Genomic DNA, 12,130 nt, shown 5'->3' on the forward strand with positions numbered 1-12,130 from the left:
GAGCGGCCTCCTGTGCGACGCGCGCAGCGCTCCTCTGCAGGGCGCGCCCTCTTTCTTCAGCGCGGGCTTCAGCGCCGGCGCTCCCGCGCCGCGCCTGCGCGGGGCCGCGGTTATGCTGCGCGCATGCGCATCCCCGGCAGGACGGAGCGGCGGGTCGTCGCGGCCATCCTCGTGACCGCCCTGATCCCGCTCGTCGCCAGCATCGTGGTCGCCAGGACGGTGATCGCGCGGGTGTCGGCGACGGCGTTCCAGCCGGAGTTCGGCGTCCACCTGGACAGGGCGCTCGGCGTGTACGCCGAGCTGGCCGCCGCCATCAAGCAGGGCATGCGCTCCGAGGCCGACGCGATCGTCGCGGCGGACCCGCTGCGCGAGAGCGCCTTCAGGGGCGACGCGCAGCGCCTCGATGGCGAGCTCACGCGCATCATCGCGGCTCACCCCGCGCTGGTCTCGCTCCGCGTCGAGCGCTGCGGCGGCGATCTCGTCGGAGCGCGCGAGCGCGGCCGCCCGGTGGATCCGGCGCACGAGAAGACGCTCACGGTCCGGAAGGCCATCGCGCGCGCGCCCGGCCACGCCGCGGAGCCCGGCGATCCCGCGCCCGACGACGGCGGCTGCGACGGCGACGAGCGGACCCTCGTCGCGACGTTCGCCGCGCCGAGCGCGCGCTTCGACGAGCTCGACGCGGCGCAGGCGTTCGCGCAGGCGTACCACGCCCTCGAGCGGGAGCACCGGAAGGAGTACCTCGACGAGAGCTACGGCGACGCCTTCGCCGCCCTGCTCGGCGCGACGATCCTCCTCGCGATCCTCGCGGGCGTGCTCGTGGCGCGCCCCGTGGTCGACCGCATCGCGCGGCTCGCCGCGGCGACCCGGCCCGTCGCGGAGGGCGACCTCTCGGTGCGCGTGGGGCTGCAGGGCGACGACGAGGTCGCCGATCTCGGCCGCGCCTTCGATCGCATGCTCGAGGAGCTCGAGGGCAGCCGCGCGCGGATCGAGTTCCTCAAGCGCATGGGCGAGTGGCAGAAGATGGCCCGGCACCTCGCGCACGAGATCAAGAACCCGCTGACCCCGATCCAGCTCGCCGTCGAGGAGTGCCACCGCCGCTATGCGGGCAGCGATCCGAGGTACCAGCGATTGCTCCAGACGACGCTGGAGGTCGTCGAGGAGGAGGTCGGCACCCTGCGCCGCCTCGTCGGCGAGTTCTCCAATTTCGCGCGGCTCCCGCGGGCAGAGCTCGAACCCTCGGATCTCGCGGAGTTCCTGCGCGAGCAGGGCGAGCGCTTCGCCGCGGTCGAGGAGGCGGGGCGCGAGCACGCCTCGGACGAGGTGCTGCTCGGGCGCGTCGATCTCGAGTTCGACGTGCCGGATGTCCTGATGCCGGCCGCGCTCGATCGCGAGATGCTCCGGCGCGCCCTCGGCAACATCGTGCGCAACGCGGCGCAGGCGCTGCGCGACGCGCAGCGGGCGATGCCCGGCGGAGCAGCCCGAGAGCGCCCGGGCGCCGGTGCGTGGGGCAGGGTTCGCGTCTCGGCGCGGAGCGAGGGGCAGAGCTACCTCATCGCGATCGACGACGACGGCCCGGGCATCGATCCCGCCGTGCGGGACTCGGTGTTCGATCCGTACGTCACGACGAGGTACGACGGCACGGGGCTCGGCCTGAGCATCGTGAAGAAGATCGTGGTCGATCACGGCGGCACCATCGACGTGCTCGAGTCCCCGCTCGGAGGCGCGCGTTTCATCATCCGGCTCCCGCGCGCAGGCACGCCGGCGGCGCGCGCCGCGCTCGGGGCCGCGGCCTTCTCCGAAGGCGATCGCGCGCCTGCGTCCGAGGGCGCCGCGCCGGCGCGGCCAGCCGCTCGCGGCGGGCAGGCGCCGCGCGGGGCGGGGTAGGGCCGCGCCCGTCGGTGCGCTGCGCGGCGGATCCTGCAGCGCCTGAGAGCCGCACGCTGGACGACGATCTCCTGCCCCGGGAGCGCGCGCCGGGCTGCTGGCGAGGGGGCCTCGGAGCTGAAAGCGCACCTCGGACCGGTCGGTTGTCAGGAGATGCTTGACCAGCCGGCCCCGCTTTGCCATGTTCGCCGGCGGAGAGGTGACCGAGAGGCCGAAGGTGCCTGATTCGAAATCAGGTGTACCCGCAAGGGTACCGCGGGTTCGAATCCCGCTCTCTCCGCTACGCTTGGCTGCTTGCCCCCGTTGAAACAGGTGGGCTCTGACCGCCCGCTCTCTCGCGAGCGGCGCCGGTCGGGCAGAAGCGGGGCGCGTTGAAGTTGTATCGGGAGAGGTGACCGAGTGGTCGAAGGTGCACGACTGGAAATCGTGTGTACGGCAACGTACCGCGGGTTCGAATCCCGCCCTCTCCGCTGAGCTGAACCGTCGATCGACTCCCTGGCGTGATGAGCTCCTTCAAGCGAGCCAGCAGGACGTCGGCGAGCGATGTGACGTGAACGATGAGCGATGAGACCGAGCGGTCGGTCGCTCGACCGCCGTGCCCGCTCGTCGAGCTGAAGTCGGGTTTTCTGTAAAGTGTGGCCTGACGCGGCGCTCGAGGGGGCTCCGGGGTCGGTCGCCGTCGATGCCGCGAGGCGAGGCTCTGTGCGGGGCGACTGAGCTGCACCGAGCAGGGAGATGCATCGATGCGAGGGGGCTCTGTCTGTTCAATGCCCTGGTGATCTGGATGAGCGGGCAAAATGAGAGAAATCTGGGAGCCCGAGACAACCAGCGATGCTAGGCGGGACGGAAGAGACGACGGGGACGACTGACGACGGGACGACGACGACTTCTTGACGGACCCGCTTGACCAACCCCCGCTGGACGATGACGATGCTGCCCCAGAAGCCTGACGCTTGACAGGCGAAGGGCCGCCTTGTAGAAGTGGCGCCCCTTTTTGGCAGGCGCCCTTCCGGAGTTTTTCGCCCAATGAATCCTCAGCCCAAGTCCTTTTCCGCCAAGCCTGCGGAGGCCCGCAACGAGCGTACGTGGTGGGTGATCGACGCGGAAGGCAAGCCCCTCGGCCGCCTTGCCAGCCGCATCGCCACGGTGCTCCGCGGCAAGAACAAGCCCACGTTCACGCCGCACGTCGACACCGGCGACTTCGTGATCGTCGTGAACGCCAAGAAGATCCTTCTGACGGGCCGCAAGCTCCAGCAGAAGAACTACGTGCGGCACAGCGGCGAGCCGGGCGGCTTCCGCTCCGAGTCGTACGGTCACCTGCTCGAGCGCAAGCCGGAGCTCCCCATCCAGAAGGCCGTGAAGGGCATGCTCCCGAAGAACGTGCTCGGGCGCGAGCTCCTCACCAAGCTCAAGGTCTACGCCGGTCCCGATCACCCCCACGCGGCGCAGAAGCCGCAGCCCCTTAGCTACAGCTGAGCAAAGCCATGACGGAAACGAGAACGTACGCCACTGGTAAGCGTAAGACCGCCGTTGCGCGGGTCTTCCTCTCGCCGGGCACCGGCAACATCAAGGTGAACCAGAGGCCCGCTGACGATTACTTCGTCCGCGAGACCTCGCGCATGGTGATGCGTCAATCGCTCGAGTTGCTCGAGCTGCTCGATCAGTTCGACGTGAACGCGACCGTGGTCGGCGGCGGCCACAGCGCGCAGGCCGAGGCGATGCGGCACGGCATCGCGCGCGCCCTCTGCGAGCTCGATCCGGAGCGCAGGTCGTCGCTCAAGCGCGCGGGCTTCCTCACGCGCGACGCGCGCAAGAAGGAGCGCAAGAAGTACGGCCAGCCCGGCGCCCGCAAGCGCTTCCAGTACTCGAAGCGTTAACAGGCCTGGGCCGCCGCCCATCGAGGCGGATGCCATGGCAAGGACATCGAGGACGCGAGGGTTCACCCCTCCGCGTCCTCGGTGCGTTTTGTCTGTCGGATGCCGCGAAGGCGCCGACGATGGGACGGCTGGTCCCTCGGCATCTCTCTCATCGAGCGGACCTCTCGGCCCGCTCGGTGTTCTCTGGTCTCATCGAGCGGACCTCTCGGCCCGCTCGGCGTCACATCGCTTCCGGCGGGCTCTTGAGATCGGCGCCTTCGATGAGCTCGCCCTCGTCGTCCCCGGCGCCTTCCGGCGGCCGCGCTTCTTGCTCGGTCGGTCCGCTCGGCCCGACATCCGGTGCCGCGGCGGCCGCCGGCTCGCTGCTGGTGGCCGCGGGCGGCGGCGAGGGAGGCTCTGCCGCTTCGGGCTTCACCGGTTCGGGCGGCGGCTCGGGCAGCGGAATGGCGTCGAGCCGCTTGTCGAGCGCTTCCTTCGTCGCGGCGAACGCCGCGCGATCGACGCCGGGCATCACGCGCTCTCCGTCGAGCTGGAGCGACTCGGCATCGAAGTACTTGCCGTCCCTCTTCGCGCTGAAGTGAAGGTGAGGGCCCGTCGAGCGGCCCGTCGACCCGACGTAGCCGACGAGCTGGTGGGTACCCACCTTCATGCCGGCCTTGATGCCGGGGGCATACCTCGACAGGTGCGCATAGCCGGTGGTGACCCCGTTCGCGTGCGCCACCGTGACGAGGTTGCCGCTCGGACCCGCCGGACCGACCCAGTCGACCATGCCGCGATACGCCGAGTACACCGGCGTTCCCATCGGTGCGCCGAAGTCCGTCCCGTTGTGGGGCATCCTCTTCTTCAGCACCGGGTGCATTCGCTGCGGGTTGAACTTCGACGTCACGGGGGCGCCCGGGACCGGCGCGCGCCAGCCGCCGGCGTGCGGCTGCCGGCCGCGCTCATCGAACGTGCCGCGAGCCTCCTGCCCCTTGAAATCGTAGATGCGCACCGGCTTCTCCGCGGGATCCGGGGGCCGGTACTCGAGCGCGATGACCTTCTTGTACCGGGAGAACATCCCGAGCGCCGTCTCCTCGATGGCGATCAGCCGGACCGTGCCCCCCTCCTCGAAGCTCTCCGTCGAGAGGCGCCCGTTCAGCGCGTCGTCGATCACGTCGAGCACGCCGGGCTCCAGGCCCCCTGCCCGGATCGCGTTGGCGAGATCCTTTCCCACGTAGAAGGAGGCGACGACCTCCTCCTCGGCGATCTTCATGTCGAGCGCGGCGCCCGCGAGCCGCCCGGCCGCGTCGTCCCTCGCCTGGTAGATCTCGCTCGCCGAGACCTCGTACTCGAAGGCGCGGACGCGGCGCGTGGAGCGATCCATCGCGACCGTGAACCGGTCCTTGCGGCCGCACTTGTCGAACTTCCGCAGCCCGTCGAAGGCCTTCATGATCCGGTAGATCTGCGCCTTCGGTACGCCCTTCTCGTCGAGGGCCGCGATGAACGACCTGCGGTCCATCACGTCGCTCACCAGGAGCACGGAAGGATCCTTCCCGAGCTCGGAGATCCGCCACGGGCCGGGCAACGGCGTGCGCTGCTTGGTCTTCACCTCGGACATGGAGGAAGGCTTGGCGGCCTCATCCGTACCTGCTGCCGAGGTCGCCGGGCTCGCCGCGACCAGCGCGCGCTCGTCGCGCACCGGGACGCCCTGGATCAGCAGCGCGATGAGCGAGGTGAGCGTCGCGAGGCCGAAAATACCGCCGAAGACCGCGGTCATGCGCGGCGACAGGTGCGGTCCTGGAGGGGGCCGGCCGAGGCCGGGTGGGAGCCGCGGGCCGTCCGTCGAACCGGGGCCAGTGTGGGGTCCGCCGTCCATGAGCGACGGCGTCCGCAGGGGCTGCACGCGCGGATCGCTGCCGCGCGACCAGGGCGCCGATGAGCGCCCGCGAGAAGAAGGAGGAGGGAGCTGCGGCCACGTCGATGCCGCGCGCGCGCGCGGATCGTTGCCGCGCGACCAGGGAGCGGCCGGCGCGCCCTCGCCCCGCCGGCTGCCCCCCTGCAGCGGAGCGGTCAGCGGCGGCGTGGCTGGTCTGCCCGGGAGGTCGAGCGCGTCGTCCGCGACGTCCTCGGCCGCGCCGATGCGCACGATCTCCGCGCGCGGCGCGTCCTGCGGGACGGCGGCGCCGGGCTCCGCGCGCGGCGCGTCCTGCGGGACAGCGGCGGCGGGCTCCGCCGCGCTGCCGGTCTTTCCGCTCCGCTCCCTGGCGCGGTCCTCGGCGTCCGGCGCTCCGGAGGCCTCGAGCGGGTTCTGGGGTACTGCACTCGGCACGCCGACGTGCGTACCAAGGCATCGACGGGGTTGCAACCGCGCGGCTCCCTCGCCGACGCAAGGGTTGCGCGGAAGGCGGATCCCATTGTACGCCGGTCGCGTAAGCTGACGGGCCTGATGGACGACCGGCTGAAGCAACTTCTGGTTCTCGGCAGGGAGCACTACGAGCGGCGCGAGTACGATCTCGCCGAGCACGCCCTGCGACAGATCATCGAGAAGACCGACCGCTTCGCGGACGTCTACAACATGCTCGGTGTCATTCTCCACGAACGCGGTGATTTCCTCGCGGCCGAGGCCCACTTCGAGCGCGCGGTGCAGCTCAACGAGCACTACACGGAAGCGCTGCTGAACCTCGCCGTCACCTACAACGACCTCGGCAAATACGAGGCCGCGCGGCAGGTCTACTCTCGCATCCGCCGCGGCGAGGGGGAAGGCGGCATCCTCGACCCGTTCGCGCGCGGCAAGATCGCCAACATGCACGCCGATCTCGCGCAGGCCTATGCCGACGTCGGTTGCGCGCAGGAAGCGATCGCCGAGCTCACGCGGGCCGTGGCGCTGTGTCCGACGTTCGTGGATCTTCAGCTGCGCCTCGGGACGATGTACCGCGACGCCGGGAATCTGGAGCTCGCTCGCGAGCATTACGCCGCCGCGCGCGACGCGAACCCGAAGTACGCACCAGCGCGCGTGCTGCTCGGGGTCGCGCTGCTCTCCCTCGGCGCGCCCGATCAGGCGAGCGCCGAGTGGCGCGAGGCGCTCGCGATCGATCCCGACAACAGGACGGCGAAGATGTACCTCCGCACGCTGGAGGCGCAGCGGAGCGGGCGCACTGCGGCCGCTGAGTCAGGCGATCCGGCGCCGGCCGCCGCGGCGGGTGGCACGTGGGACGCGCTCGACGAGGCGACACCCACGACCGTGAGCGACATCCTCTCCAAGACGACGGCCGATGCAGCGGGTGAGACGGATCGTGCTGCACGGGAAGGCAAACCCTGAACGTTGGCGAAATACTCTCTCCTCCGAGAGGAGGCGCGCCGCGCGTGGCGTGAGCTCCGTGGCAGCGAGCTCTCCGCCGGCCGGACCGCCGTGGCGGTGGCGATCGGCCTGTTCATCGGATCGCAGCCGATCTTCGGCTGCCACACGCCGCTCGTGCTCCTCCTCTGTCTGTGGTTCCGCCTGGATGCAGCGATTGCCTGGGTCGCTGCGAACATCTCCAACCCCTTGTTCGCGCCAGCGCTGCTCACGGCCGAGGTCCAGGTCGGCGCGTACCTCCGCACGGGTCGCTGGCTGCGCCTCTACGAAAAGATGAGCTGGGCGCAAGCGCTTTCGGACTTCCCCGAGTACATGTTCCTCGGCGCCCCGGTGGTCGGGCTCGCGCTCGCGGCGCTCGGCGGCGGCCTGATCTTCGTCCTCGTCACGCTGAAGCGGCGCCGAGCTCCCCTGCAGCAGAGCAGCAGGATGGAGCCGTATCGGCTCCCCGGGGATGCACCGCCGTGGGTTCACGCGGTCGAGCGCGTCGCCGGGAGGTACAGCCCGCCTGAGGGCGCCACGCCGGCGCAGCGTACCCGCTTTCACTATGTCCGCTTCAAGCTGCTCGGCGACCCCATCGCCCGGTTGATTGCCGACATCGCTGGCGACCGCCCCGGCGCGCTCGGGGAGGTCCTCGATATCGGGACCGGGGCTGGCCAGCTGCCGATTCTCCTGCTCGAGCTGGGGAGGGCCGAGCGCGCGCGTGGGTTCGACTGGGACCGAGCCAAGATAGAGGACGCCCGGCGCGCGGCCGGCGGGGGCTCCGGCGCACCTCTCCCGCGCTCGTCCGAGTCGCCCGGCGCGCAGCGCGCGGCCCACGCCGCCCCTCCGCTGGACGCCGAGTTCTGGTGCGCCGATGCGCGCGAGGCCGAGCTCGGAACTGCAGACACCGTGCTGCTCATCGACCTGCTCCACTACTTCCGCGTGGAAGAGCAGGACGCGATCGTGCGGCGGGCGGCGGCCGCGGTTCGTCCGGGCGGGCGCCTGCTCGTCCGCGAGGCGGACACCGAGCGCGGCTTGAGGAGCTCGATCACGCTCCTTGAGGAGCGCGTTTTCACCGCGCTTCGATTCAACCGGGGCGAGCGTGTGCGCTTCCGTCCTGCCCGAGAGATCGCGGCGCTCCTCGAGCAGCTCGGCTTCTCCTGCGAGACGATGCCCGCCTGGGGGAAAACGCCCTTCTCGAATGTCCTCATCGTCGGGAGCCGAGCCCAGCGCTGAGCCCGAGTCGCCCTCCCCGCGAGCTCTCACCCTCCCACCGCCCGCGCCGCGCCCTCAGCGTCAGCGGCCGTTACCGGGTGTCTGATCCGGCGCGCGGCCTCTTCTGAGCGCATCGCCCAGTGGCTCGATCACCGCGGATGGTCAGAACCTGTCCGGTATGTTGACGCGTTGGTCTCGAGGCTCCTTTCGGTACACGAGCCGAGCTATCCGGTGGAGCGACCCCCCTCATGGCACAGGCCATGCTTATCCCACGGGCCTGGCGGCGGAGCCCCGCTGTCCATGTTTCTTCCTGATCGCTAGAGGTCGACAGGCCTCCAGGGCACCGCCTTGCCAGGCGTCGGGCTCGCCCACATTGCAAGCTGGCAATATCCGCCTGGGGCGTCCTTTCCAGGTGTCCGTGGAGGTGCGTTGAGCTCCGGGCCGGCCGGGTCCAGTGTCGCTCCGAGGGCGCCGCGCGATCGTCGAGAAGGCGCCGGATGGGCGGAGCGGGTCAGGCGTTCACAGCAACAACGCCTGCGCGCAGCGCCGATCGTGCTCTTCCACGTCGGCAGTCCTTGCCGCCCTGACGACCCCACGGAACGAGCTCCGCCCGGCGGGGGTCCGGACCGGGATGACCGGACTCCCGCGCCGCATCGCCGCGTCGCGCCGGTGCCTCTCGCTTTCGCTTCCTTGGAGCTCCGCCCCGCTTCACGCCCCAGCGTCCGTTTCGAGGCCGCGTCATCGCTACGTGACAGGAGGTCCGACGGGATCGCTGATGCGCGAAACTAGATGTGGTGGTCCATCGATGATGCCCCACGATATGTTGGGGTCTCAGGGGTGATGGCGTGATGGTCTCTCCCGATCCGCCGTTCTCAAGAGCAGGGGCGTGGCGGCTCGGTAACCCAGCGTCCTGGGCACCAGAGCGGACATGTGCTTACAGACGCGATCGGGGAGAGGCGCAGCCTGCGTCGAGTCACCAGGCGGATCCGCTCAGCAGCGGTCGGGCGGCAGCTGACGGGCCTTGCGCGCGGATTTCTCCGTCGTCCTACGAGGAGACGACATGACTTGGAGGGACTTCCTGAGGGGCATCCAGCAGCGTGTATGGCTGCGGAGCTTGCTCCGCCCCGATGTGCGACGTCTCCGCGCCTGCCGGAACGGCTCCTGGCTCGCCGCGATTTCCCCTGCTGGGCTTGGGGGAAGGCGGGAGGTCGACCTCGGTCGGTTTGGCCGGACCCTTCTTCTGGAGAGCGTCGAGGCTGGCTTCAGCGGGAAAAGTACTTGGTAGCCCGCTTCTCTCCTTTCGACGTGATCTTCTTCTCGACGAGCAGCTTCCGAATCGGGAGGGTCAGCTCCTTCGTGGTCGTGCCCAGATCCTTGGCGATCTGCTCGACGCCCTGGCCGCTGTTGCTCCGGATGTGCTCCAGGACCTTCTGCGTCATCGCGGCGAGCTCTTCCTTCGAGCGCTTCTCGCCCTTCTTGCGGGTAGGCTTCGCAGCGCGAGCGGGGCGACCGACCGCCTTCTTGACCTCCGCAGGCTGCTGAGGAGCGGCCTTGGCCCGACCCACCTTGCGCGGCGCGGCGGCCGCAGCGACCGGCTGGCCCTCGCCTCGCAGGGCGTTGGCGACAGCCTCGAGAGCCGCTTTGCGGACAAGTCCGCTCAGCTGAGAGACGAATGCATCAACGTGGCTTTTGATCTCGGTTTCGACGTTGTTCATTGGATCTCGCGTCCCATGAATAGCTAGAGTTGTCAACTGCTGAACAGCACCTTGCTTGAAAATAATTCGAGAGGTGTCCCCTCAACGTGCGTCAAGAACCCGCGCTCGCCACCTCCCCGTCGGGTCATGGGGTGCTGGGGGCGACCGGTCGAGCCGGACTCCAGCACCTCGTCTCCCCGGCGATGTCGCGCCGCGAAGCCAGGCACCGCCCCAACCCAAGAGGGTGCGATGGACAGCGCCGTGCTCCGCTCTGCACCGCGCTGCGGATTTGGATGCCGCGGCGCGCGTGCCGTGGGCAGCCCCGTAACCGAGGGGAGCCAGCGACATTCCCATGAAGATCTGCTTTCCTGTGCTCCGGACACACGCGCCCCACCGCGCAGCGGCCGAAGCGGGCGCCTGACCGAGGGACCGTGGAGGAGCCCGACCCCCCGGGTGGAGCACCCGCGATGAGGAAAGGTGTCATGGCCGAGGTCGCCGTTCCAGCCGATCGCCGGTGAGCTGGAACGGCAGCCTTTCACTTCTGCACTCCACCCTGCTCCCGCGGCGTAACCGTATGCCCGAGCTCTCGTCTCCCGACCGAGCCGCTCTCCGGGATCGACCGCAACGTGTCGGCCGTCGAGACGCCCTCCGGCGGTGTCGACGTCATGAGGGCTACCCCACCCACCTGCCAGGACATCCCCCTGGCTGATCGGCGCGGCGGCCCGACGCGGTTGCTCCCACCCACGCGGTTGCTCCCACCCACGTTGCAGCCCCCAGGCCATGTCGCCTCCGGTCTGGCTGCGTCTTTTTGCGGCTGTGCTGGAGCTGCCCAGCCTCCGGCCGAGTCTCCCAAACCGCTCGCCGTGCCCGAGCTCCGACGGCCGCCCCGGCAAGCCGGAAGTCGCCCTGCGGGAGGCCACGAGGCCGCCGCTCCTGCTCAGCCGCTCATCCTGATTCAGGGGGTGACACTCGTGCTGCGCACCAGGGTGACGCTCGCCCGCGGCTCGCTCCCGTGCGAGGGGGCAAAGCTCACCGTCGCCGCCGAGGGCGACATCGATCCCCCGAGCGGGGCGGTGGTGATGGACGCTGGTGGACAGTTCGTCACTCCTCGGCAGCTCGACGCGCACTCCACCTCGGGGGCCGCCCGACACCAGGCGCAGCGGCGCACCTGGACGGCAGCGAACGGGAACCAGACACGGGGCCGGTGGCGCCGCAGGCTCAGTTCGCCGATGCCTTCTGGCCCCAGGACCCGGGTATCGAACGGGCAGTCGCTGGTGGTGTTACGACCATACAAGTCCTTTCGGGTTCAGGCAACCTGATTAGAGGGTGCGAGGCAACGATGGAGCTCCGACCGGGCATCAGCCGTCCCATCGGCCCTCCGAGCTTCCTCCGAGCTTCCTCCCTGATTCCTCCCAGATGCTTCCCAGACGCTCGCCACCGTGGCGCCCGGCGGGCTGAAAGTGGCTTGCGGGGAGAGCCCGAAGCGCAGCTACGGCGGGGACAAGCGGGCACCGATGGCCGGTACGGGCAACCTCGCTCTCCAGCGGGCGACCTCTCTCAAGACCAGGAAGCTCCAGACGGACTGGGCGCGATGGAGCGACCGGGAGTCGCGCCGGATTGCGACCGAGGCGAAGATGCCGCGGTCCGCCAGGCCACGAAGGAGGAGCGCTCGACACCGAGACCTCCTCCCGCGGAGATCCTGCCGTCGGACCTACTGGCTGCTCGAGGGCGTGTCTCGCGTCGACCCGGGCGCGGCGGGCCATCACCGCAGTCGCTCGCGCTGCCTCCTACACGGGCGGTCGTGCGACGCGCGACGGCACACCGTGATCGGGTGGCCTCGCGAGCGCCGCACGTCACCACGCGGTGCGCGCGGCTCACGTGATCAGGCCGCGGCGCGCGCTGCGCGGCTCACGTGATCAGGCCGCGGCGCGCGCTGCGCGGCTCACGTGATCAGGGCGCCCCGCGCGCTGCGCGGCTCTCGTGATCAGGGCGCTCGCGCGCGGCTCACATGATCAGGGCGCCCGCGCGCGCCGCGCGGCTCACGTGATCAGCCCGCCCGCGTGCGCTGCGTGATGACGCGCGGCTCACATGATCAGCGCGCCCGCGTGTGCGCCGATGGCAACGTGGTGCGCGCGGGACTCTCGCCT

General features: G+C 70.2%; 7 protein-coding genes and 2 tRNA genes. 7 read left to right on the forward strand and 2 right to left on the reverse strand.

Annotated features, from left to right (window positions below; genetic code table 11):
* The first annotated feature begins 123 nt into the window (after nucleotides 1–123).
* The 5 genes from POL72_RS43035 (at nucleotide 124) to rpsI (ending at nucleotide 3,761) form a co-directional block, all read left to right on the forward strand.
* Complete coding sequence (locus tag POL72_RS43035) at nucleotides 124–1,884, forward strand: sensor histidine kinase (RefSeq protein ID WP_272102700.1); 1,761 nt, start codon at nucleotides 124–126, stop codon at nucleotides 1,882–1,884.
* 193 nt (nucleotides 1,885–2,077) lie between these two features.
* Nucleotides 2,078–2,164 (forward strand) — tRNA-Ser (locus tag POL72_RS43040).
* A gap of 105 nt (nucleotides 2,165–2,269) precedes the next feature.
* Nucleotides 2,270–2,354: transfer RNA gene (locus tag POL72_RS43045), tRNA-Ser, on the forward strand.
* 556 nt (nucleotides 2,355–2,910) lie between these two features.
* Nucleotides 2,911–3,360 carry a 50S ribosomal protein L13 gene (rplM, locus tag POL72_RS43050; RefSeq protein ID WP_272102702.1) on the forward strand — a complete coding sequence of 150 codons (450 nt, stop codon included), beginning with the start codon at nucleotides 2,911–2,913 and terminating at the stop codon, nucleotides 3,358–3,360.
* An 8-nt stretch (nucleotides 3,361–3,368) separates the two neighbouring features.
* The gene (gene rpsI, locus POL72_RS43055) at nucleotides 3,369–3,761 is read left to right on the forward strand and encodes a 30S ribosomal protein S9 (protein ID WP_272102704.1); all 393 of its coding nucleotides are present in this window, start codon (nucleotides 3,369–3,371) and stop codon (nucleotides 3,759–3,761) included.
* Between the two features lie 220 nt (nucleotides 3,762–3,981).
* On the opposite strand, the gene POL72_RS43060 is transcribed toward rpsI, so the two are convergent.
* On the reverse strand, nucleotides 3,982–6,069 hold the full coding sequence (locus POL72_RS43060; protein WP_272102705.1) for a M23 family metallopeptidase: 2,088 nt from the start codon (nucleotides 6,067–6,069) through the stop codon (nucleotides 3,982–3,984).
* 117 nt (nucleotides 6,070–6,186) lie between these two features.
* Here POL72_RS43060 and POL72_RS43065 point away from each other — a divergent pair, with 117 nt between their 5' ends.
* Nucleotides 6,187–7,059, forward strand: coding sequence for a tetratricopeptide repeat protein (locus tag POL72_RS43065; protein ID WP_272102706.1), 873 nt, complete (start codon nucleotides 6,187–6,189; stop codon nucleotides 7,057–7,059).
* A gap of 3 nt (nucleotides 7,060–7,062) precedes the next feature.
* Nucleotides 7,063–8,310 (forward strand): DUF2062 domain-containing protein, encoded by a 1,248-nt coding sequence (locus POL72_RS43070; RefSeq protein ID WP_272102707.1) that lies wholly within the window; start codon nucleotides 7,063–7,065, stop codon nucleotides 8,308–8,310.
* Between the two features lie 1,241 nt (nucleotides 8,311–9,551).
* Here the strand turns inward: POL72_RS43070 and POL72_RS43075 are convergent.
* Nucleotides 9,552–10,004: a DNA-binding protein gene (locus tag POL72_RS43075; RefSeq protein ID WP_272102708.1), complete on the reverse strand. Its 453-nt coding sequence runs from the start codon at nucleotides 10,002–10,004 to the stop codon at nucleotides 9,552–9,554.
* Nucleotides 10,005–12,130 lie beyond the last annotated feature (2,126 nt).

It is taken from the genome of Sorangium aterium (assembly GCF_028368935.1).
In the GTDB taxonomy this organism is placed as follows: Bacteria; Myxococcota_A; Polyangia; order Polyangiales; family Polyangiaceae; genus Sorangium; species Sorangium atrum.